Origin of the sequence: Virgibacillus pantothenticus, assembly GCF_018075365.1 — a bacterium.
Classification (GTDB): domain Bacteria; phylum Bacillota; class Bacilli; order Bacillales; family Amphibacillaceae; genus Virgibacillus; species Virgibacillus pantothenticus.
In genome coordinates this window covers 2965516-2989552 of the sequence record NZ_CP073011.1, presented here as the reverse complement: position 1 = coordinate 2989552, position 24037 = coordinate 2965516, and the positions used below count along the sequence as shown (strand labels likewise).

Genomic DNA, 24037 nt, shown 5'->3' with positions numbered 1-24037 from the left:
TCTCCGGATTTCTTGAACTTACTATAAATATGTGAACTTAGCAAACTAATCTGTTTGATTAAATTCTTATGCCCCACTGCATAAATATAAAATTTATTTACGATAGGAAGGGAAAATAATGAGGCGTGCAATAATTATTATCATATTTTTGATCGGATTGGGTGTCTTTTCCTATCCTATGATAAGTAATATTTTATCGACCCAAGTACATCAATCTGTAGTCAAAGAGTATGCTGAAACAGTTGAACGAATGGATAAAAAGGAGGTTGAACAAGAAAAAAAGAAAGCAGACGAGCATAATAAAGAATTGGAAAATTCCGAAGTCGATTTTGTCGATCCTTTTTCTGAAGAAGGATCGAAAGGAAATAAGACAGCTGGAAACAAAAGTTATTATGATGCCCTAAATATTGCCCCGGCAATTGGCAGTATTGAGATTCCAAAAATAGGTTCCAATTTACCGATTTATCATGGTACAGGAGAAGATGTGCTATCACGTGGTGTTGGTCATTTAGAGAATTCATCCTTGCCCACTGGCAAGCCAGGAACGCATAGTGTGTTAACTGCACATAGAGGGTTGCCAAGTGCGGAGTTGTTCCGTAATCTAGATGAACTTGGCAAGGGTGACCAATTTTTTGTTAATGTTCTTGATGAAAAATATGCTTATGAAGTTTATGATGTAGAGGTCGTTTTGCCGCATGAAACACAGTGGCTTCAAACTGATGATAATGAAGAATATATGACGTTGTTAACATGTGAGCCATATATGTTGAATACCCACCGTATGCTTGTGAAAGGGAAGCGGGTTCCGTATGATGAATCAATGGCATCTGCAACTGAAGAAATAGGTACTTTTAATTATTGGTATCTTGTAGGGGCAGGCATATTACTCATCCTCATTTTATTCTGGTTGTGGAGACGGAGAAAACGAAAGAATGAGGTGGAAAGCTCATGAAAGGGAAAAAGGTAATTATATTATTATTTGTGGTCGGACTCATTATTCTTGTATACCCACATGCTGCTAAACTCGTCAACAGCTTTTTACAAAAACAACAAGTAGGTCAATTCCAGACAGATTTAGAGGAGAAATCGGACGAAGAGATTGATGCTCTAATGAAAAAGGCTTCTGCATGTAACAAAGAAATCTTCTATGATAGCTCTGGATTGCGTGATCCGTTTGTAAACAATGAAAAAAAATGGAATAAATTTAAAAATTGTCTCGGAATTGACGACGATGAAGTGTTTGCAGCGATCGAAATTCCTAAACTAGGAGAAATGATTCCCATTTTTTTAGGAGCTACGGAGGAAACGCTAGAGAAAGGGATTGGACAAATTGAGGGCTCTTCCTTGCCAGTAGGTGGGAAGAGCAATCACACCGTACTAGCAGGACATAGAGGAATGGGAACAAAAGCGATGTTTCGAAATGTGGATGAATTAAGGGATGGAGATGTTTTTTATATTCATACGATAACGGGAACTTTAACCTATCAAGTGTATAACCAAGAGGTAATCGCCCCTGATGAAACAGAACCATTGGAAATTCAAGAAAATCGCGATTTGGCAACTTTATTTACGTGTCATCCGTATCCAACGGATCGAGAAAGACTATTAATACAGGCGGAAAGAGTGAAGGAAGAAAAAGAGTAGGGAAGGTAATATTCGAGTAATCATGGTGAGTGTAAATACGTTTGGCAATGTAGTTTTACATTAACTGTATTAGTAATAAAGGTGCCTTAAGTCATTTTTTACAGATTTTGCAAGTGAAGAGGCTGGCACCTAAATGTTTATGTTCAGTAGATATCGATTTGAATAACTTAATAAACTCCAAGCTAAATTGGAATTTAATTTGTTAGTAATTACATGATAGCTTGCTTTTTATACCGTATATAAGGCGCTGAAAGACCCCCACTCCAGAAGTTGGATATCTGTACAGCAACAAGTCTAAGTGGGAGATAACAGCACCTAAATTGCCTTGTTTCGTAAGCAGCCTTAGGTTATACTCTTTAGCTACTAACAAGCCGTGAGGGATGAATGCCCCCTCACTGATGAAAGATGCTCTTTATAAGACCTGACCATGATCGTAGATAAATATCTCTCCTACCTAGTGTTGATCGGCATACCGCCACCAAAGCATAGTACTAATTAATCCAATTGCACTCGTTAAAAGTAAAATAGTGAGACTAATTCCTGCAAGAACAATAAAACTTCCATTTCCGGCCGCTCCACTTGCAAGCGTTGGAATCGCCCATGGGAAAAACCGGCCGTATCCTGCTACTGTTACTATTTGTGCTAATACGAGTGTAAAGATCATAAACCCAAGCGGTGATAAATAACCCTGTCCAATACTTGCAACGAAAGCAACTGGGGTAGAGACTAGAATAGTCAATGTGGCACAAACGCCATAAATCGTTATACCTTGAACAATAATCTCCTGTGACCAGCCGGGTATATTCACCATAATTCCGACTAATAATCCAAGTGCTAATACAAATATGGAAAGAATAAGGCACCAGCAAACAGCGACCACAAATTTAGCCAATACGACCATATGTCGAGATATAGGCAGCGCTAGTAAATCTTTAATAGTTCGATCCGAATATTCTCTGCCAAAAATCCAACTCATAATAAATCCAAAAACGATTAAACCACCTATAGATATGGCTTGGGCCAGTAAGCTAAGGTAGGAGGGCCAATCTGCTGTGCCAATAAGTTGGGCTTTTTTTGATATGAAGCCTAATCGTTCTGCGAAGTCAGGATTTTTTAAAACAAACATAAAGAATCCACCGATAAAAGGTACCAGCATACATACAACTAGCGTTATTAAAGGGATTTTTGAATGGAAAAACTTTTCGTACTCTACAGAACTGCTTGTGGCAAACTTATTCATTTTGATCCCCTCCAGTTTCTTTAATGGTTCTTAAAAAATACATTTCCAAATCTTCTTTTTCGACTTTTAATAATGTTGGCGGATGGTTCGCGTGGACAAGTAAAGTTGCGATATTTCCCGGGTTATTTACCGCATCTTTTTGATTAATCTGTAAAGAGGAAGGTGTTTCCTTCTTAATAGAAACCTTGTATCCAGCTTGAGAAAGAATCTGTTGGATAGCAGTTCGATCTTTCCCGTCTACCAGTAAGGATTTGTGCAATTGGTTTTCTAATTGATCTCCATTAATTTTCTTAATTAATTTCCCTTTATGTATAATGGCAATATTGGTAGCCATTTTAGAAATTTCATCAAGTTTATGACTGGAGACAAGGATGGTGACACCTTCATTATTTGCTAAACCCGTAAGTAGGTGGCGGACTTCAACGATGCCTGCTGGATCCAATCCATTTGTCGGTTCATCCAAGATTAGAATTTTTGGCTTGTGAATCATCGCTTTAGCAATACCAAGCCTTTGGATGTTCCCCATAGACAAATGCTTCGCCTTCTTTGCAGTATAGGCTTCCAAGTTCAATTTCTTAATAATCCAACTCACACAATTTCTATCAGTAATTCCTCTTAGCTTACGAACAATTTCAACATTTTCCTTTACGGTTAGTTCAGGATAGGAATAGGGTGTTTCTACGATATAACCGACATCACGCCAAATGTTGATATTACCAGGGTTAACCCTTTTTCCGTTAAGATAGCATACCCCTGAAGTAGGAGTGATCATGCCTAGTAACATCCGTATTGTTGTCGTTTTACCTGCACCATTTAGACCTAAAAAACCATATATTTCTCCTTTTGCAATAGACAAATTAAGATTGTTCACTGCAAGGACTTGCCCATATGCTTTTGTCAAATTGGTTGTATAAATCACATCGCTCATTTCATTCCTCCTCGATTATCTGCAGCGCAAGCCCTTTAATTAAAAATTTTAAGACTTCATCAAATTCCTTCTCACCAATTTCATCGATGTACATCATGCTCATGAAAATAGCTCTTAATGAAGCTGCGATAACACTTATAGTTACATCTTCTTTCACTTTTATATAAGAGAAAACGTTCTCCATAAACATATCATCTAAAGAATGATGGTTCATCAGCAGTTCTTTCGGTAATTTTCTCATCAAGTATTCTAATTCTTGCTGCTGAATGATGTTCATAAGAAACGATTGCCTTACATGTTGATATAGTCCAAAAATCATGTCGGAAAATTGTGCTATTCCTATATTAGATTCCTTCTCAAGCTTCTTTGTTAGTTCAGCCACTAACGATTGTTGATAATCTTCTAAGACATGAAAAAATAATATTTCCTTTTTTTCGTAAAAGTTATAGAAGGCTCCCTTTGATATACCTGCCATTTGGACAAGTTGATCGACGGTGGTTTTCTTAACCCCGTATTTCCCAAGGCATTCTTTTGCTGCTTCTTGCAGTTTATTCCTGATTAATTCCTTTTCGCTATTAGTAAATGCAGTAGCCATATGGTACCTCCTTGTATACTGTATGACTAAAAATGTTTATTTAGTCATAGAATAGCACCTTCATGAAATGATGTCAACAAAAATTATGTATCATAATAAAAGCAAGCCAATTATAAAGGCTTGCTTAGAGGGCACAATATAATATGAAGCCCAACATTATTTTGTAAAATTGATTCTTTTCGCCAACCAATATATCACTATCCCCCCAACTGTCATCGATAATAATTCACCAATACCAACAGTTAACCATGAATAAAAGAAGGGAAGATCAAATAGAATAGTTAGTTGTGCTGCAACTGTAAACATGGAAACAGCGAAAATAATAGCAGTTATACATATTTTAAAAATGTCATTTTTGATACGTTTTGTTACATACCTACAAAAAATTAGCGCAAGAAAAGTAGAAATGCTACCTATAGGAACATCTAAGAACCAGGTGGGTGACATGAAATTGGCAATAATAACTCCGGAAGTTACTGCAATGACATAACGCTTATGATACAGCGCTAGAAAATTAAACATTTCAGATAAACGAAACTGAATAGCACCGAAACTAATCGGAGCGAGCGAAATGGTGACGATCACATAGAGGGCGCTAATAATGGCAATTTTAGTTAACTCGGAGATCATCGAAGCTGAAGATATCTGTGAAGCTGATTTATTCATTTATATTCTCCTTTGTAAAATAGCTATAGCTACTTTAGTAATAACTGCGACCAAAGAAGGAAGTTTCACAGTGCAGCTTTAGTAAGCTCGCTAAACTATTATATCTAAAAGAAAACGACTTGCGCAATCATAGAATTTATTTATTCATCCATCCTCCATCAATAGGAATAACAACGCCATGAATATAGTCAGCAGCTTTACTAGCTAAAAACAGTGTTAGATCAGCCACTTCCGACGGATCTGCCCATCTACCAGCTGGTGTCTCCTCAGCTACCCATTTTGCCATTTGACCATCTCCGAGAAAATCAGCTTTGTTCATTGGTGTTTTGATCGCACCCGGCGCAATAGCATTAGCACGTATTCCATTTCGGCAATAATCATAATCAAGTTGCTTTGTATAACCAATAATGGCATGTTTGGAAGCAGTATATGCCGCACCGCCACCTCCGGCAACAAAACCGGCAATGGATGCCATATTGATAATAGCGCCTCTTTTTTGTTGAAGCATTTGAGGAAGCACGGTGTTAGTTACGAAATAGGTTCCTTTTACATTTGTGTTCATGACCTTATCCCATAACGGTTCCTCTGTTTCTAATGTTTTTGCATAGCCGTCCAGTATTCCTGCTGTATTTAGTAAAATATCAATTCGTTTAAATTTATTTAAGGCATGTTTTACAGCTTGCTGGACGGAATCCTTATTAGTAATACTTCCAACAGAATAGGCAAAGTGATTCTCATATTGCTCAAGTGTTTCCTTCAGTTTCCCTTCAACTTTATCTAACACAAACACATTGGCACCGTTTTTTAGAAAAGCAATGGCTTGTGCTTTTCCAATACCTGAAGCACCACCAGTAATAAAAACAGTTTGCCCTACAAATTCTTCCCATTTCATTTAATAATCTCCCTCGAAGTGCTTTGTCATTCTATAATTTTCCAGTCATCAGCAAGAATATCGCATACAGTAGGTGTAAACATCGTGTAACCTTCACCAGATACATTAATTAAAAAGTATGGATTGAGTTTTTCGCCATCATGTTGACCCTCACTAACAAGTTTCACATATAATTCAGCGCCACTCCACCCACTTCGAATGACCTTTTTCCCAGCTTTTAATTCAGGTAATATTTGTTCAAATGTCATGTGTATCATCCTTTGTTCGATATTTTTATAAGATAAGTAAGTATAAAATGAGGTGCTTATGGATAACGAAATAACCGAATCGTCACGTCCGGATCTATCGACCAGCAACGATGCGACTTTAGAAATGCGCCCTACCATAAGTCCTCATCGGTTCGTCGCTAAGAGGAAGGCCAACTAAAAGCCGGCTTGCCGCCCAGACGTCGGCATCCCCCTGTTTTAGTGCATGAATCCTTTATCCCGTAAAAAGGCGTTGTAGACTCCCACTTCAAGAATGGAAGCGGTGAGCTAAACAAGTCGAAGTGGGAGGTAACAGCACCTAAATCCCCGATTCGTTCAACTAACAATCAGCGGGGCTGGAAGAAACCCCCGCTGATTGAAGGTTATCTTTAGTTGATGCGTTCCATTCGCTACGTTGCTAAACGGGCGCATGCGTCTTTCTTATAGAAGTACAGGAATAATAAGCACTTGCTGCATTGCATATTCCGACCGCGAAGGATATGAACGTAAGAAGTACGCCAGTGCAATTTAATGCTTAGGCATTTCGTTAATTCATCTGCGGCATTAATCAACAGTTGGTAATAAAAGACATTAGACGAATAATAACTTATCTTATGTCCTATTGCAAAATAGTAGCTGTAAATCCAGTATATGTTGGTACGTAGCATGAAGCAAGTAATCACAATAGTTTAGTAACTCTATCCTCGAGTTAGTCTGTAGAATAACATTTTAAGAGGGAAGGAAATATAAAAAAGTCCTTCATGGAAGTAATGTCATCTCGGTTTGTTCAATTAGGTAGAAGGTTGATGATTGGAGGTTTGGAAAAAAATGAATGAGGAAGAAAACGAAATAAAAAGTTAGTCTCTTACCATTATCTTTGAAAAATAATCCAACTGCTCAGTGCTTCCTACTTAAGAATAAACATTACATAAGACTCTATTTACTTATATGGATGGGTATTTTAAAAAGATAAAAAAGTATAAAATCAGATGTTTGGGGATAACGAAATAACCGAATCGTCACGTCCGGCGCAAGCACCCAGCAATGATGCGACTTTAGAAATGCGCCCTATGATAAGGCTTCATCGATTCGTCGTTAAGAGGAAGGCCGACTAAAAACCGTCTTGCCGCCCAGACGTCGGCATCCCCCAGTTTTAGTGGCATGATTCCTTTATCTCATTGATTCGTTCCATTCACCACTACGTTGCTAAACGGTCGCACGCGCCTTTGGTCTATTAAAAACGACGCAATTTTTTATTAATATGTGTACCCGGAAGTATAAGCCGTGCCACCTAATTTGCAGCTCTTTAACAATAGAAATATTCAACTATGTTTAATATTGTCAAAGATGAGGGAATCGTTCTATAGGTCGTTAAGGATCTTACAAACAATAATTAACAAAGGGGGACTAAACATGAAGATCCTAGCACTTTTTCCAGAAACAACAAGTGCCACACAACTATTATCTAAGGAAGAATCATTAGGGCTGAAAGAATTCTTAAAGAACACAGATTATGAATTAACAATCATTACAAGTGATAAGGAAGTAGATGATCATATTGAGGGGGCTGATGTAGTTATTTCCTCTCCTTTCTTACCAGCTTATATTACCAAAGAAAGGGCAGATAAAGCGAAAAATTTAAAATTAGCAATTACAGCTGGAATTGGGTCTGATCATGTAGATCTTGATGCAGCGATAGATAAAGGAATCACTGTAGCCGAAATACCTGGCAGTAATAATGTTAGTGTCGCTGAACAAAATGTAATGGAAACATTATTATTGCTAAGAAATTATGAGGAAGGACACAGACAAGCTGCAGCAGGTGAATGGGATTTACCTAAAGTAGGTGCAGAAGCACATGATATGATTGGCAAGACGGTAGGTATTTTCGGATTTGGTCGTATTGGTCAATTAACAGCTGCACGTTTGAAGCCGTTTGAAGTAAAATTACAATACCATGATCCATATCGAAAAAAAGAACTGGAAGATCAAATGGGAATTCAATATGTAGACTTCGATACATTGGTACAAACCTCTGATGTCGTTATAATTCAGTCGCCATTAACAAAGGATACGAAAAATAAATTTGATAAAAACGTCATAAATAAAATGAAGGATGGTACAGTACTTGTTAATTGCGCTCGAGGTGGAATTGTTGAAAAAGAAGCAATTGCTGAAGCAGTTAATAGTGGCAAGATTCGCTATGGTGGCGATGTTTGGTACCCACAACCAGCACCTTATGATCACCTTTGGCGCTCTCTCAAACAAACAGGGCTTACGGTTCATTACTCTGGGATGACGGTTGAAGCGCAGGAAAGAATTCAAGAAGGTGTACAAGAAATCCTAACAAGCTTTATAAGTAACGAGCCGATTAAAGAGTCCTATTTGATTGTGGATAACCATAAAGTTACAAACCAAAGTTATCAAACACAAAAATAACCATTTTATAAAAGGTATTAAATTACATCATAACAAACAGTCCGTACACTGTAAGTAACCTAAGAAATAATAAAAGTGTACGGACTGTTTTTGTTTACGAATTAATCAAGCGGACAATGTTTTCTTTGTTAGCTTATTGTATAAAAGAGGTATAATTCCGTATAAAAAGGAATGGTTCTAGATTTTTGCTACAAACAAGTCGAATTTTTACTTTTGTTAATTAACGTAAACTTTGAATAATTTCTTTTTCAATGATTTCATTTTCACGATTAACCATCCCAGGTATTAAAAATAAGTCAACAAATAACCAAATATAGACTATTGCAAGAGGTATAAATCCAATAATTATAAAAACAGTTATCCATCCGATAACACTTAATAACAACTGTGCAATAGCAGATCCCTTTCTGTTGAGATAAAATCGGTGAATACCTAACGAACCTAAAAAGATAAGCAATACATATGCTAAAAGCATGTTTTTTCCCTTTCGATTTAGTTCAGAATTCACCAGCATTCTTTCTTCATTCGTTAATTCCAAAATGAAAAACTCCTTTCTAATTTTTTACTATTAAATATATGTACAATGTTTATCATACCATAAAAAAGATGGTTTTTTAATAAAGTAGTTATCTAATTCCAAAGTGATTACCTCATCTAAACTTCAACGCAAAATTTTAGCCATTCTAACATACGATGAAATTCGATGTATCATGTCGTCTGACTTTTTGAACATCCTCTATAATAAATTTACTAGGTGTATCATTTTTTATTCAACCGGAAATAAGTGTCTCCAAAAGTTTTTAAGAGCTTATTGGTTTTCAATAATTAGGGGTGCTATTCCGGTTTCTTTTTGTTTTATAGGTAACCTAATATTACTTGGATGTTGCTTCCCATTTAAATTCTACTAAATATTCGGATAAACTACTTGAAATTCTTTCCGTTTCCCTTTATCTTATAAATCAAAAACTTGCTGAATAGAGAAAGGAGTTTTATATGCATCATCCGTTGCGTGAAGAAATACAGTTGAAGTTGCAAAATGGGGAATATTATTGTGAAAAAGAACTAACTTTATCTATTATAAGTGGTAATGGAAAGTAGTCATTTTATGGCATTGAGGTGTCAAAGGTCCGCACCGTTTTAACAGTTTGCAACGTTTATTTGAAAATATTTCTCATAAGACACTCTCCAACCAGTTAAAAGAGCTAATAGAAGGTTTTATCGTCAGTCGTAAAGTATATCCGGAGTCTCCGCCTAAAGTAGAATATTCTATGACAAAATTGGACTATACTTTATTGCCTATTATTGAAATGATGTACGACGGGGGGAAAGGAAAAACGCATCCAGCAATTAAAGAAAGAAGGGATCATTAATTAGAAAAGTTTCTCCAAAGGTAATTTTTAACCCAGTTTTACATACACCAAAAATAAAAATATACAATTTTCTCTAAAATAGATTTGCTTGAAGCTTGAGGGGGAAGACCCTACAAGGTGATTAGACTTTAACATCTCCTATTCCATATGACCAAACACTCTGAAAAGGCATGCTTTTCCACTGCTAAAAATTTCGAATTTTGTCTAATAGGTTTCATTTACTGGCAAATTACACTATTATAATAAGTATACAAACTATGGACGACTAATATTTCAACTAAGAATTTGTTTAGAATGGGAGAATTCTTATGAAAATACAGGATGCATTGTTGATTGGTGGGTTAGCAAGAGGAAAAGTTATCGCTGGAGAAAAAGGTATATCTCGTGATATCACAGCTATTGAGGTGATGGAAGTACCTGAGGTAATGAGTTGGGTAACGCCTGGGGTTTTAGTTGTTACAACCTTTTATTCGATTAAGGATTTGCCAAACAGGCAAGTTGAGATTGTCCAAGCTTTAATTCACCAAAAAGCTGCTGGAATCGTCATCAAACTAGGACGCTTTATTACTTCTATCCCAATTGAAATCATTCATTTAGCAGATCAACATAATTTTCCAATTGTAACCATTCCAAAGGATGTCACTTATATTAGTGTTTTAACACCCCTATATGAAAAACTTTATTTGGAAAAACAGCAAAAAACGGTAGAATTGCAGCATCCATTGTATGAAATTGAACAATCCAGTTTTTCTTCTTTACCAGAAGCATTGAATCGAATAGCTGAAATTGTTAATTCCCCTGTATATATTGAAGATTTAGACGGTCGTTTGTTATATGTGGCTGCTTTATTTCATGCAGATGGCTGGCGGAGATCCACTTCGCTGTTTTCGAAGCCCTACTATTCTGATTATATCAAAGAAGTTACTAGATGGGAGAATGACGTCTTAACGAATAAATATGCAGTATTCTATAAAACGGGATTGCGCAGAAAGATTCTTCTACCGCTCATATGGAAAAATAGTTTGTTTGCTATTTTGCATATTTCCTATACAGACAAAGAATTGTTTCAAGGTGTTTCCCCAAATCATTTAAACAATGTGGCGAATAAATTAAGTCAGCTCTTTATCAGTGACCAACTATATTTACAAAAAAATCGACAGGATGATTTAGAGGCAATCGAACAATTTTTATTGCATCTGGACGATATCAATGCAACGAAGACGGCAATAATTGTTAATTTTTATGGGAATTGGTTGAAACTAACCAATTATCCAAAGCACCAAGTTATTGATTACTCTAGCTTAATTAGAAAAGAACTCTATGGGCTCGTCAATCAGCTAACAACTTGCGAAAACTTTATTTTTGAGAAGTATAATAAGTTTTATTTGTTCTTGTATTGTAAAGAAAAAACATATGGTCAAATTGTAGCTCAATGGAATGAAATGATTGAACGATTTAATGGAGAAGACAGCTGGAATTTTACCCGCGTTGCCATTAGCCCATCGATTAAAACTCCAACCAGCTTTGAGGAGCACGTGCATACAGTAACTAAAACAATGGAGATCGGTTTAAAAATAAAGCCGGAACATACGGTTTATACACATGATAAACTAGGCATTTACGAAATTCTTCTCCAATTGACTTCTGATCTGTTTGCTCGCAGATATACACAAAATGTTTTATTTCCATTGCTTCAAGAAGACAACGATTTGATGGAAACACTACAAATGTATTTGAATGAAAATGGTAATGTGTCAAAGGCTTCAGAAAAATTATTTATTCATCGCCGTACACTAAATTATCGAATACAAAAAATCGAGCAGTTATTAAATATGGATTTAAATGATGCCGACAATCGCTTTATTTTAAAATTTTGTCTAATGATTAAAGATCTGATATGATCAATTTTTATTCTAGAGACCGCGATATGTACGCTTTCTACGGCGGGTATCTTGTATCCGTTTAACTGAAGCGTTTCAGACCTAGCAAACTTCATTCTTCTTCCTATAATTAAGTTAACATCGGCTCGGAATCTAGGAAGGCCGACGAAAAGCGGGCTTGTCGCTTGGCGTCGGCATACCCTTGTTTTAGAGGCAGGTTTCCCTTATCCAAATGTAAGGACGTATTTTTCTCCATTCAAAAAGTGTTTATGATTTTCCGTCTGATGAGATAACGACTCCTAAATGTCCGATTGGTTCAGAGGCCTTTAGGTCATACCCTTGTGGTGCTGCATTCTTTGGAAAAAGCGTTCCACAGCATGAAGTTTCGGCTTTATCGCTTCAGAAGATTTCCAGTTTGTACGTCTAGCCTGAGCGCTTCTAGCTTTTGTCTGCTTTTTATCAGTAGGAAATGTAGGGTAAATCCCCGCTGAACCGTTATTGTTTTGATGAAAATGCTGTTATATAGCAAAAACAAATATTCTGAAAACTTTTTATAGATCTTGCCTTGTTTCGTAGAACAACACGGAAACTTTTTTCTCATAAATAGTACCATGGCAAAAGTGGGAAAACGTAACCTGAATTTTTTTCCCTCTTATTCCATTCCTGAGAATTGTTAAAAAATTTATAATTATAAAAAGGGATGGACAGATATGATGATTTTTTAAAAAGAAAAGTCTGTGAATATGTTATTATTCATCATAGATAAAAGTTGCTCAGAAATTTTAATATTAATATTCGAAATAATCAAAACAAATAGTTAATTAAGGAGACTTTGTAATGCGTTATTTGGATGAAAATGCAATAAAGAATATTGCGGTTGGAGCTGCGGTACTTGGTACGGGAGGTGGGGGTGATCCTTACATTGGAGAATTAATGGCATTACAAGCTATTAAAGAGCATGGTCCTGTAAAAATGCTTGAGGTTGATGAAGTACCAGACGATGCTCTTGTTGTACCGATTGGCATGATGGGAGCTCCAACTGTATTATTTGAAAAAGCACCTGGAGAAAATGAAGCAAAAAATGCGTTTCAACTTATGGAAGAGCATTTAGGAAGAGAGATTTTTGCAACGATGCCGATTGAAATTGGTGGAGTAAATTCATTGCTTCCGGTAGCAATTGCTGCTCGCCTTGGTCTACCAATTATTAATGTTGATGGTATGGGAAGAGCTTTTCCAGAGCTACAAATGGTTACATTCTATTTAGACGGTATTTCAAATAGTCCTTTGGTCATCGCTGACGAACGAGGGAATACTTCCATTCTTCAGACAATAGATAATCATTGGTCAGAACGAATTGCTCGTAACATAACGGTTCAAATGGGTGGTTCTTCTACAGTTGCTCAATACTCCATGTCTGGAAAGCAAGTGAAGAATAGTGGTGTAGCTAAAAGTTTAACGTTTGCTGAAGGGATAGGAAAAATTATTAGAAAATCAAAGCAAAATCCGATTCAGGAAGTATTATCTTTTACAAGTGGCTATTCATTATTTGAAGGAAAGGTAATAGACATAGATCGGAAAACATCGACAGGTTTTGCTAGAGGAATTGCAACAATAGAAGGAATGAATGAAGATAAGGGAAAAACACTATCCCTACACTTTCAAAATGAATTTTTACTTGCTACAGAAAACGACAAGCCTGTGTGCATTACTCCTGATTTAATTTGTCTGCTTGATAATGAAACTGGACAGCCAATTACGACAGAAGGCCTAAGGTATGGAGTGAGATGTACAGTAATCGGCATTGCATGCAACGAAAAATGGAGAACAGAAAAGGGAATCGAAACGGTTGGTCCGAGATATTTCGGCTATGATTTAGAATATATACCAATTGAAATAATAACCAGCGAGGAGGTGATATAAAATGAGCTCCTATCGGATTGGAATTGATGTAGGTGGGACAAACACAGATGCGGTTATTTTAAATGAAGCTATGGAGGTAATTTCAGCGACAAAAATAATTACACAAGACAATATCAGTGAGGCGATTTTATTAGCTTTAAAAGAAGTTGTGCAACAAGCTGATATCCCAACACAACAAATTACGCATGCTATGCTTGGTACTACACATTGTACCAATGCCATCGTTGAGCGCAAACATTTAAATAGAGTTGGGATTATCCGTATTGGCGCTCCTGCTAGTATGGCTGTTAAACCGCTTATCGGATTTCCGGAAGATTTACAGTCACGCTTAGGTAACGAAGTATATCTTGTTCGCGGCGGACATGAATATGACGGGAGAGAAATTGTTCCATTAGATAAGCAAGCAATTTATGATGCTGCTAGAAAGATGAAAGGAAAGGTAGATTCTGTAGCGATTACTTCGATTTTTTCGCCTGTAACTCAGGATCATGAAGAAGCTGCACAGGCAATTGTAAAAGAAGTATTAGGTGATGATATTCCTATTTCTTTGTCGTTTGAAATCGGTAGTGTCGGTCTTATTGAACGCGAAAATGCAACAATTTTAAATGCTTCTGTAGTTAATGTTGCAAAAGCGATGGCTAACGGATTTATCGCTGCTCTATATGAGGAAGGAATCGACTGTCAAGTTTATTTTGGACAAAACGATGGCACTCTGATGTCAGTGGAATATGCTATGAAATACCCTATCTACACGATTGCTTGTGGGCCAACAAATAGTCTACGTGGTGCATCTTATTTGTCAGATGTTGAGAATGGCATCGTTGTCGATGTCGGGGGCACTACTACAGATGTAGGTGTATTGGTAGACACTTTTCCGCGTGAATCAGCGTTAGCTGTTGAAATTGGTAAAGTTCGTACTAATTTCCGTATGCCTGATCTTGTTTCAATTGGTTTAGGAGGCGGCACCATCATACGTATTAAGGAAGATAACACATTTACAATTGGTCCAGATAGTGTTGGATATCGTCTGAAGGAGAAAGCAATGGTGTTTGGTGGTGACACGTTAACAGCTACGGATATTGCTGTTTTCTTAGGAAAAGCAAATATTGGAGATTACAATAATGTGGCACATTTAAATGTGCCATTGCTGGAAAAAATTTATCAACAAATGATAGCGATGGTAGAGAATGCTATTGATCAAATGAAAACAAGTGGAGAACCTGAAGCTGTTATTCTCGTTGGTGGTGGAAGTGTTTTATTTCCTGGGCAATTAAAGGGAGCTTCCAACGTTTATAAACCTGAAAATTTTGGTGTTGCTAATGCTATTGGGTCAGCGATAAGTCAGGTTAGTGGACAAGTAGAACGCATTTATTCATTAGATCAATTCGGACGTTTTGAAGCAATTGAAGAAGCGAAACACTTAGCGATTGAGGAAGCAATCGCTGCTGGTGCAAATCCTGATACTTGTAAAATTGTTGAAATTGAAGATGTTCCACTAGCTTATTTACCTGGTAATGCAACACGTATAAGTGTAAAGGCAGCAGGTGAGCTATTGAAATAATCGAGATGATTCAACATGTACATTTTGTTATTGGCTGGCTTATCTAAGACCGTAAGACCTTCCGCTTCAAGAGGTATCGAGAATACGAAGAAATTTAAGTGTTGACTCGACAAAACGTCACTTAAATCCCCAATTCATTCAGGAAGCCTTTAGGTCATACCCTTTGCGGTACTAACTTCAGTAAGGGAAAGGAAAAGCCCTGCTGAGTGAAGTTTCATTATAACGAGGTAGTTCTTAACTATCTATTCAGCTTGAACTACGTTTCGTTGAATTCTTTTGGACATGCACTAATAAATTTTATTTAGATGATTTTAAAGAAAGATTTTGATTGTTTAGGTAGTATTTCCGTTTCTACTTTGTGGATAACTTTTTTGAAAATTATCGTAGACGCTTTTGATAAATGTTAAGATAAAAACGTAAACATAAAGGTGGAATATTATATGGAAGAAAGAGAAGATTTAATACTACAGCCTGTTCCACTAAGCGAACGAATTGGTTGGAAAGCACCATTATTTAACGTACTTGGGACAAACATTGCTATTTCTGCTTTAATGGTAGGAAGTACATTAATAACCGGTTTAACATTAAAGGATTTGATTTGGGTCTCTATTGTAGGGAATCTTATTCTTATGGCAATTCTCATTATTCAAGGAAATATCGGCAGCCGTGAAGGGGTAAATACGTACGTTATAGCTAAAGGGGCGTTTGGAGAAATTGGTGGAACTTGGATTATTTCATTAATCCTTGGAATTACCAGTTTTGGATGGTTTGGTATTCAAGCTGGAGTTGCTGGACTATCAATAAAGCAAATATTTCCTAATATCAACTTAACGTTAACCGTAATCATTATAGGAATTTTAATGGTGGTAGTTGCAGCATATGGGTTTAACACGATGGCATTGTTTAATTATATTGCGATTCCACCACTGATTGTGTTAATTGTTTGGGCACTTATTAAAGCGATTGATCAAGGTGGGGGGATGAGTCCAGTACTTGATTATACTCCGGAAAACCCAATGACAATAATTAAGGGCATTGATATTGTTGTAGGCTTAATTATTGTAGGTGCAGTTATTTCTCCTGATTATCTCCGCTATACACGCGGAATGAAAGATGTCGTTATTGTGGGATTTATCGCTGTAGCATTAGTGACATTTTTTCAACAAGTTGCAGCCGGAATAATGTCTGTTAATGCATTGACTACAGATATTACGGAAGTATTAAAATCATTAGGATTTAACTGGGTAGCTTTTGTCGTATTAATCCTTGCTGCCTGGTCTACGAATTTAGCTAATGCTTATTCAGGTGGACTAGCCTTAAAAAATATTTTCCCAAATGTAAAACGAATTTATTTAACGTTAATTGCAGGAAGTGTGGGTATCATTTTAGCGGCATTTAATATTATTAATGCCTTTCAAGGATTTTTAAGCTTTCTGAGTATGACTGTGTCAGCAATCGCCGGTGTGATTTGGGTAGAGTATTATATTATTCAGAAAAAGAAGCTTGTTATCCGAAAAGGAATCCATTGGCTGGCAATCTTTGCCTGGATTGGCGGGGTAGTTGCTGCTTACCTATCTTCAAAATGGGGATTTGGAATTGCACCAATTAATTCAATTATTGTAGCTGGCTTATTGTATCTCGCATTAGAAAAAGCATTTGACAATAAAGTGTTATCTAACTGAAAAACAGAATGGAGTTGAGTTCGTTGACCAAAAAAGTGTCCATTGGCATTATTCAAATGGAGGCAAAGCTTGGTGATGTAGAGTTTAATTTACAAAAAGCCGTAAAATTTATTAAACAGGCAGCATCGCAAGGAAGTGATATCGTCTGTCTTCCAGAACTCTTTTCTACCGGCTATCATTTGGCTTATCTCAAGGAAAAAACAAATGAACTAGGTTTAAAATATTTTCAACAAAGTGTAGAAATATTGAGACAAGCAGCAAAAGAAAATAACGTATATGTCATTGCTCCGATTGTGGAACAAAGAGAGCTGGCAGGAGTGGCTTATAATTCTGCTTTTGTTTTTGACAGAGAAGGAAATATAGTTGGAAGTTTTGCAAAAGCCCATTTATGGGCATTAGAGCGATTTTACTTTAAAGAAGGATCGGAGTTTCCTGTATTTGATACAGACTTTGGAAAAATCGGCATTGCTATTTGTTATGACGCGGGCTTTCCAGAGGTATCTAGAAGTCTTTGTTTACAAGGAGCAAATATTATCTTTGTGCCTTCTGCATGGAGAATAGAAGATGAGGATATGTGGGATTTAAATCTGCCTCAGCGTGCTTTGGAAAATGTATTATTTACAGTTGGTGTAAATAGCGTTGGTGACCAACATGGACTGCATTTATTTGGTAAAAGTAAGGTATGTAATCCACGTGGGCAGATTATAAAAGAGTTGCCTAAAGATAAAGAATCAGTCGAGGTAATAGAGATTGATCTTGAAGATATTCGCAAATACCGCACCGAAATTTCTTATTTACGTGACCGTAAACCGTTTATGTATCATTTGTTAACAGAAAAATAGCCTAACAGGATGGTTTTTAGCGGATTGTAAAACTCTCTCATTTGCATATGATTATTAAAAACATTGGTAATAATATTAATAAAAGAGGAAAAAAATGCGTTGTTCCTATCTCTGATATAGGAACAACGCATTTTTTTGAGAACATAAATACATTTCACTCACCATGTTTTAATATCTCATTCATTCCTTTTGATTGCTTTTACACTAAGAAAATATGGGAAAACTTTGGGTTTGATTTTTTCCCACTTATTCCATTCCTACGAATTGTTTAAAAATTTATAATCATACAAAGGGGTGAATGTATGCTAGGAATTATAAGAGTACTAACTACAAAAGACAATCAAGTCTTACAGGAGCATGGGAGGCGTTTGACCGAATTATACGGGATTGATTCTAAGTCGAGCTGTATTGCTTCCCAGCCAAATGGCATTTATGACGATGAATCGGAAAAGGCCGCTATACCTAAAATTGTCGCTTTAGCACAAGAAATGGCTGAGGATGAGGAAATCGAGGCGATTACAATTAGTTGTGCCGCAGATCCCGGGCTAAAAGAGGCAAGACAAGCTGTAGATATTCCAGTATTCGGCGCAGGTATATGTGGAGCACATGCAGCGAGCATGGTGGGAAGTAAAGTGGCGGTAGTTGGAATAACAGAGCAACCTCCATCGGCAATGAAAAAACAGTTAGGTGAAACATTTTATAATTATGCATTTTCGCCACGTTTGCGAAAAACGACAGACCTATTTCAACAGTATGCCAAGCCTGAATTGCTTCGGGTTATCAATAAGGCAATAGAAGCAGGTGCGGATGTCATTTTATTTGCTTGTACCGGTTTTTCTACGATTCGCCTTAAAGCGTATTTGCAAAAGCATCTAGAAGTTCCTGTGATTGACTTAGTAGAAGCACAAGGAATTGCATATCAATTATTTAGAAAGGAACAACCGGAATGAAGAATAAAACATTTGATCTTACATTTATTATCTTTTCCATTATTGTAGCTCTATTTGGTGCAATTATTGGTATGCAATTGATCACATCTCTTGGGATAACTCCCAATACCTCAATTATAGGTGCTTTAATTGCTATGTTAATCGCCAGAATTCCAATGCAATTATTTTATAAGTATCGCTCATTAGAAAATCAGAACTTAGTGCAAACAACGATTTCTGCTGCCACGTTTGGGGCGGCTAACAGCCTTCTTATTCCAGTTGGGATTCCTTATGTAATGGGCATGCCTGAGTTAATCGTACCGATGTTAGTTGGAGCAGGTGTAGCATTATTAATTGATACATTCATCCTTTATAAAGTGTTCGATACAAAACTTTTCAGTGCTGATGAAGTATGGCCACCAGGAGTAGCTACTGCAGAGGCACTAAAAGCTGGAGATGAAGGTGGAGCAAAAGCTAAATTTTTAGGACTAGGAATTATAGGTGGTATGATCGGCTCACATTTCGGTATTTCTATGTCTGCCTTTGGTGTAGCGTTTATCGGAAATATCTGGGCTTTAACCATGTTTGGTTTAGGATTATTGCTTCGAGGATATTCCGTCCAATTATTTGGAGTGGATTTAAGTACGTATTATATACCACATGGAATGATGATTGGTGCTGGAATAATAGCCTTATTACAATTCATTTTAGTGTTATTAAGATCTAAAAAACAAAATATTAAAAAAATCCTCCAAGATGAAAACCATGAGAATACGAGAAACGAAAAAGATATTCAAATGGGATTTGGACTCGGGTATATCCTTTATGTTATCGGGGCTGTTGTAGTAGCAATGATGGCAGGAATTATCGGTGATATGCCGATTTGGCAAGTAATCCTATTTGTCTTATTTGCAGCTTTTGCCGCCTTAGCAAGTGAGATTATTGTAGGAATTGCTGCGATGCACTCCGGATGGTTTCCAGCCTTTGCAGTAACGTTAATTTCTTTAATTATTGGCATGCTGCTAGGTTTTCCACCTGTCGCTCTTGCTCTATTAACAGGTTATACAGCAGCAACAGGGCCAGCATTTGCTGATCTAGGTTATGACTTTAAAACGGGGGTAATTATTCGTAAAGGCGCTTCTATTGAACAAGAGTTATTTGGAAGAAGACAACAATTAAAGAGTGCATTAATAGGATTTGGAGTAGCAATGGTTATGGTCAGTCTGTTTGCAAATAACTTTTTTGCCAAGGATTTAGTGCCGCCTGTAGATAAAACATATGCCATTACAATAGAGTCCGGTCTAACTGGAAATGTAGGGATGCTTTTATTACTTTGGGCCATTCCTGGTGCAATCATTCAGTTAATCGGCGGGCCAAAACGACAAATGGGGATTCTCTTAGCAACTGGTCTTTTAATTATTAATCCAATTGCGGGGTGGGCTGTAATGGCAGGAATATTAATTCGTACGATTGTGCTGAAGGTTAAAGGTCCAGAGGCTGAAAATACGATGTATACAACAGCTGCCGGATTTATCGCTGGAGACGCTATTTATAGCTTCTTTTCATCCATATGGAAAGTAAAATAAGGGAGGTTGTATCTAATTGACAAGAAAATTACTAACACGAAATGATGCAAAAAATGCTGTGTATGGTGGTTGTATTTTAGGTGGTGGAGGAGGAGGCTGGATTCATGATGGTCTGGAGAAAGCGGAGTTAGCCTTCTTGGAAAACAGTCGGCCGGAATTGATTACTGTTGATGAATTGAAAGATGACGACTATGTAGCGTGTGTTTCATTAGTTGGCGCCCCTTCCGCCAAAGAGATGTATATTAATTCGAAGCAGTTAATTGAAACCGTAGAACGAATGCAAATGGAATGTAACAAACCGATTAAAGCGTTAATGACGAATGAGAATGGGGCAAGTACCACAATTAATGGCTGGCTGCAAGCGGCAGCAACGGGCTTGCCAATTTTAGATGCACCTAGTAATGGTAGAGCTCATCCAACGGGTTCAATGGGCTCAATGAATCTGTCAGAAGTATCAGACTATGTTTCGATCCAGACCTTTGCAGGCGGGAAAGGAGCAAAAGAGGTAAAGGGAACAGTTATTGCCAGTCTTGATGCGGCAGCAAGTGCTGTCCGCTCTGTATCCGTTCAAGCAGGTGGTATGGTTGCGGTATGCAGAAATCCAGTTCAGATAAAATATGTTAAGGAACATGCTGCCATCGGTGGAATTAGTCAGGCGATGGAACTTGGAGAACTGTTTTTATCGGCGCCTAAAGGATTAAAACGAATTAAGCAAGTAACGAGCCATCTAAAAGGAAGAATAATTCATTCAGGTATCGTAACATACTTTTCCTTAAATAAAACAGGTGGTTTTGATATTGGGACGGTACATGTAGATCATGACCTTGAGTTAACGTTCTGGAATGAATACATGACAGTAGAAATATTAGGCTATCGAAGAAGTACTTTTCCAGATCTAATTATGACATTTGATACAAATACAGGTATGCCGTTGGTAAGTGCAGAAATTCAAGACGGGATGGAGATTACTGTTATTACCATACCAAAGAAAAATTTGAAGCTTAGTACAACTATGTTTAATGAAAAATTGCTAAAAGTTATTGAACCCTATATTCAAAAGAAGATTGTTTAAGGAGCTGTTTAGAAAATGTCTTTAAAATACACACTAGAAGCTTTGGATTTATTAGATAGTTCATATGTAAGCGGTAAGCTGGTAATAGATTTATTTGCGGATAAAGAGCATGTAGAAGCAGAGTATACGACAGTAACTGGTGAATGTGGTTCTACTGATTTTGTTAAAATTATTATAAAAGGTACGGAAGGAAAGAGTAGTGGAGGTTCCGCTCCGACATTAGGTATTGTTGGCAGACTAGGAGGATTAGGTGCAAGACCAAGCCGGATTGGCCTAGTATCTGATGGTGACGGTGCAGTCGCTGCTGTAGCAACAGCATTAAAATTAGCAGCTATGGTGGAACAAGGTGATCGGCTGCCGGGTGATGTATACGTAACTACTCATATTTGCCCAAATGCACCAACTCAGCCACATGAACCAGTTGAATTTATGGGGTCTCCAGTCGATATTTTAACGATGAATCAATATGAAGTAGTTCCTGAAATGGATGCTATTATTTCGATTGATACAACGAAAGGCAACAAGGTGTTTAATCACCGAGGAATTGCTTTATCCCCAACTGTAAAATCTGGATATATTTTAAAGTTTAGCAATGATTTAATTCGTATTATGGAAATGACAACAGGTGATTTGCCAGTAACATTTGCTGTAACAACACAAGATATTACTCCATACGGGAATGATATCTATCATATCAATAGTATTTTACAACCATCCGTAGCAACAAGTGCACCTGTCGTTGGTTTAGCAATTACGACAAAAACTGCGGTCCCTGGATGTGGAACAGGTGCTAGTCATGAAGTCGACATTGCGCAAGCAGTTCGCTTTAGCATTGAAGTTGCTAAAGAGTATACACAGAGAAAATTTGAGTTTTATGATGTGGAGGAATTTGCCCGTTTAGAAGCTAAATATGGCTCCATGGAGCATTTACAAACATTAGGCAGGGAATAAAAATGAGTAAAGGGTTAATTGGTGTGTTAACCATTGGTCAGTCCCCAAGAACGGACGTAACGCCATCTTTCGAAAAGATACTCGGTGAGGAAATCAAGCTAATTGAGCGTGGAGCATTAGATAGGCTGAAAATGGAAGATATGCAGTTAATATCGCCAGATTTAACGGAGCAAACTTATATATCAAGATTAAGGAATGGGGAAGCTGTAAAGATAGGAAAACAAAGGCTCCTTCCGCTTTTACAAAGAGAACTCACGGAATTAGAAATGAACGTAGAAGTAGTTATGATGCTTTGTACAGGTGATTTCCCGACTTTAAATGCTACCAAGCCGATTATTTATCCAGATCAGATTTTAACTCATACAGTACAAGCTATTTCACCAACTGGGATATTAGGGTTAATTATTCCATTAGAAGAACAGAGGGAGACTTTAATTGAAAAATGGGCAACTTGTAACTTAACGCTAATAACTGAAGTTGCCTCTCCCTATGAAAAAAGTGATGTGAAAGGAGCTGCTGAACGCTTGCAACAGCATGGGGCAGATCTTATTGTGCTCGATTGTATGGGGTATAATGAACATCATAAAAAAATGGCGATAGTTGGAAGCGGTTTGCCGGTTATCCTGCCGCGCACTTTAACTGCCCGTATCGCTCTAGAATACATAGAAAAATAGATTCGGGAATGCCGAGTCTATTTTCTACGTCCGGAGAACAAGGAAATGGGGATAAAAAATGCCTGTCATTGCTTTATTTGTTTTAAGCTTACTTTGGGGTTCTACTTTCTATTTTACAAAAATGGTATTGCCAGACTTTCATCCTGTTTCTATCGTATTTTATCGCTGTCTGTTGGGAGGTCTGACGTTACTCCCTTTCTTTTTATGGAAGAGAAAAAAACAGGATTTTCAAAATGTCCTCCCGTTAATAGGGATTACTTTATTAAGTACAGGTATCCCTTGGGTATTTATGAGTTTTAGTCAAAAAGGGCTTGATACTACAATAAGTGCGGTTCTTAATGCGACTGGTCCAATTTGGGGCGTGATTTTCAGCTTCTTTATTTTAAAAATACCGCTTCGTAAAAAAGAAATATTTAGTGTGCTTATCGGCTTTAGTGGGATACTTGTAGCCTTCTTTTTAGGTACCTCTAACAAGATTAACTTTACCTTCAGCAGTGCGGTTCTTTTATTGTTAGCAGTTAGTCTATATGCGTTATCGGCAATTTTCACATCTAAGTATTTAAGGAATGTAACGGTGTATACCATTTCGTTTGTTTCGTTGCTTACAGGAAGTATCTATTCAGGCTTATTTATGATATTCATCGAGCCATCCAGTTACCAAGCTTTCATGGACATTAAAAATGTTGGTGCATTGATGATGTTAGGGGTATTTAATTCAGGAATTGGCAATCTGCTGTATTTTTATCTTGTGCAGAAAGCTGGCCCTATCTTTGCTTTATTAATCACTTATTTAATGCCGATTACCACCATTTTATTAGGTGTTTTATTATTAAATGAAAATCTAGTAGCAGGAACCGTATTCGCATTAATTTTTGTTTTAATTAGTGTATACTTTTCTAGAGAGAGAAGGAGGAAATAAAT

21 protein-coding genes and 1 pseudogene are annotated in these 24037 nt (G+C 37.0%); 15 read left to right on the top strand and 7 right to left on the bottom strand.

The genetic code is table 11. The features are described from left to right. Nucleotides 1-118 precede the first annotated feature (118 nt). Both KBP50_RS13880 and KBP50_RS13875 read left to right on the top strand, forming a co-directional pair. On the top strand, nucleotides 119-952 hold the full coding sequence (locus KBP50_RS13880; protein WP_050352012.1) for a class C sortase: 834 nt from the start codon (nucleotides 119-121) through the stop codon (nucleotides 950-952). Continuing rightward, nucleotides 949-1644, top strand: a complete 696-nt coding sequence (locus tag KBP50_RS13875) for a class C sortase (protein WP_050352013.1) — start codon at nucleotides 949-951, stop codon at nucleotides 1642-1644. The genes KBP50_RS13880 and KBP50_RS13875 overlap by 4 nt, the downstream gene beginning before the upstream one ends. A 454-nt stretch (nucleotides 1645-2098) precedes the next feature. Here KBP50_RS13875 and KBP50_RS13870 read toward each other — a convergent pair whose 3' ends face one another. The 6 genes from KBP50_RS13870 to KBP50_RS13845 form a co-directional block, all read right to left on the bottom strand. Next, on the bottom strand, nucleotides 2099-2884 hold the full coding sequence (locus KBP50_RS13870; protein ID WP_050352014.1) for an ABC transporter permease: 786 nt from the start codon (nucleotides 2882-2884) through the stop codon (nucleotides 2099-2101). After that, nucleotides 2877-3812: an ABC transporter ATP-binding protein gene (locus KBP50_RS13865; protein ID WP_050352015.1), complete on the bottom strand. Its 936-nt coding sequence runs from the start codon at nucleotides 3810-3812 to the stop codon at nucleotides 2877-2879. Before KBP50_RS13865 ends, KBP50_RS13870 begins: the two co-directional genes overlap by 8 nt. Before the next feature lies 1 nt (nucleotide 3813). Further along, nucleotides 3814-4407, bottom strand: a complete 594-nt coding sequence (locus KBP50_RS13860; protein ID WP_050352016.1) for a TetR/AcrR family transcriptional regulator — start codon at nucleotides 4405-4407, stop codon at nucleotides 3814-3816. Nucleotides 4408-4563: 156 nt separating this feature from the next. Further along, on the bottom strand, nucleotides 4564-5073 hold the full coding sequence (locus tag KBP50_RS13855) for a QueT transporter family protein (protein ID WP_050352017.1): 510 nt from the start codon (nucleotides 5071-5073) through the stop codon (nucleotides 4564-4566). 136 nt (nucleotides 5074-5209) lie between these two features. Continuing rightward, nucleotides 5210-5965 carry a 3-oxoacyl-ACP reductase gene (locus KBP50_RS13850; protein ID WP_050352018.1) on the bottom strand — a complete coding sequence of 252 codons (756 nt, stop codon included), beginning with the start codon at nucleotides 5963-5965 and terminating at the stop codon, nucleotides 5210-5212. A 26-nt stretch (nucleotides 5966-5991) separates the two neighbouring features. Beyond that, a complete protein-coding gene (locus KBP50_RS13845; protein WP_050352019.1) occupies nucleotides 5992-6213 on the bottom strand; it encodes a DUF2829 domain-containing protein in 222 nt (73 codons plus the stop codon). 1410 nt (nucleotides 6214-7623) lie between these two features. Here KBP50_RS13845 and KBP50_RS13840 point away from each other — a divergent pair. Further along, the gene (locus tag KBP50_RS13840; protein ID WP_050352020.1) at nucleotides 7624-8649 is read left to right on the top strand and encodes an NAD-dependent formate dehydrogenase; all 1026 of its coding nucleotides are present in this window, start codon (nucleotides 7624-7626) and stop codon (nucleotides 8647-8649) included. A gap of 220 nt (nucleotides 8650-8869) precedes the next feature. Here KBP50_RS13840 and KBP50_RS13835 read toward each other — a convergent pair whose 3' ends face one another. Continuing rightward, nucleotides 8870-9187 (bottom strand): TM2 domain-containing protein, encoded by a 318-nt coding sequence (locus KBP50_RS13835; protein WP_232231201.1) that lies wholly within the window; start codon nucleotides 9185-9187, stop codon nucleotides 8870-8872. A 455-nt stretch (nucleotides 9188-9642) separates the two neighbouring features. Between KBP50_RS13835 and KBP50_RS13830 the strand changes: the two are divergent. The 12 genes and pseudogenes from KBP50_RS13830 to KBP50_RS13775 all read left to right on the top strand — a co-directional run bounded on the left by KBP50_RS13830 (nucleotide 9643) and on the right by KBP50_RS13775 (nucleotide 24035). Continuing rightward, nucleotides 9643-10019: pseudogene (locus KBP50_RS13830) on the top strand (winged helix-turn-helix transcriptional regulator). A gap of 308 nt (nucleotides 10020-10327) precedes the next feature. Then, nucleotides 10328-11920 (top strand): PucR family transcriptional regulator, encoded by a 1593-nt coding sequence (locus KBP50_RS13825; RefSeq protein WP_050352021.1) that lies wholly within the window; start codon nucleotides 10328-10330, stop codon nucleotides 11918-11920. An 816-nt stretch (nucleotides 11921-12736) separates the two neighbouring features. Continuing rightward, the gene (locus tag KBP50_RS13820) at nucleotides 12737-13819 is read left to right on the top strand and encodes an S-methyl thiohydantoin desulfurase family protein (RefSeq protein WP_050352022.1); all 1083 of its coding nucleotides are present in this window, start codon (nucleotides 12737-12739) and stop codon (nucleotides 13817-13819) included. A gap of 1 nt (nucleotide 13820) precedes the next feature. Then, on the top strand, nucleotides 13821-15380 hold the full coding sequence (locus KBP50_RS13815; protein ID WP_050352023.1) for a hydantoinase/oxoprolinase N-terminal domain-containing protein: 1560 nt from the start codon (nucleotides 13821-13823) through the stop codon (nucleotides 15378-15380). 440 nt (nucleotides 15381-15820) lie between these two features. Beyond that, complete coding sequence (locus KBP50_RS13810; RefSeq protein ID WP_050352024.1) at nucleotides 15821-17062, top strand: cytosine permease; 1242 nt, start codon at nucleotides 15821-15823, stop codon at nucleotides 17060-17062. Nucleotides 17063-17085: 23 nt separating this feature from the next. Next, entirely contained in the window at nucleotides 17086-17904 is an 819-nt protein-coding gene (locus KBP50_RS13805; protein ID WP_050352025.1) for a nitrilase-related carbon-nitrogen hydrolase, read from the top strand. 302 nt (nucleotides 17905-18206) lie between these two features. Beyond that, nucleotides 18207-18854 (top strand): aspartate/glutamate racemase family protein, encoded by a 648-nt coding sequence (locus KBP50_RS13800; RefSeq protein ID WP_050352026.1) that lies wholly within the window; start codon nucleotides 18207-18209, stop codon nucleotides 18852-18854. Then, nucleotides 18851-20419, top strand: a complete 1569-nt coding sequence (locus KBP50_RS13795) for an OPT/YSL family transporter (RefSeq protein ID WP_050352027.1) — start codon at nucleotides 18851-18853, stop codon at nucleotides 20417-20419. The genes KBP50_RS13800 and KBP50_RS13795 overlap by 4 nt, the downstream gene beginning before the upstream one ends. Before the next feature lie 16 nt (nucleotides 20420-20435). Next, on the top strand, nucleotides 20436-21491 hold the full coding sequence (locus KBP50_RS13790; RefSeq protein ID WP_050352028.1) for an S-methyl thiohydantoin desulfurase family protein: 1056 nt from the start codon (nucleotides 20436-20438) through the stop codon (nucleotides 21489-21491). Between the two features lie 15 nt (nucleotides 21492-21506). Beyond that, nucleotides 21507-22442 carry a DUF1177 domain-containing protein gene (locus KBP50_RS13785; RefSeq protein WP_050352029.1) on the top strand — a complete coding sequence of 312 codons (936 nt, stop codon included), beginning with the start codon at nucleotides 21507-21509 and terminating at the stop codon, nucleotides 22440-22442. A 2-nt stretch (nucleotides 22443-22444) separates the two neighbouring features. Further along, complete coding sequence (locus tag KBP50_RS13780; protein WP_050352030.1) at nucleotides 22445-23116, top strand: AroM family protein; 672 nt, start codon at nucleotides 22445-22447, stop codon at nucleotides 23114-23116. Between the two features lie 58 nt (nucleotides 23117-23174). Beyond that, the gene (locus KBP50_RS13775; RefSeq protein ID WP_050352031.1) at nucleotides 23175-24035 is read left to right on the top strand and encodes a DMT family transporter; all 861 of its coding nucleotides are present in this window, start codon (nucleotides 23175-23177) and stop codon (nucleotides 24033-24035) included. Nucleotides 24036-24037 lie beyond the last annotated feature (2 nt).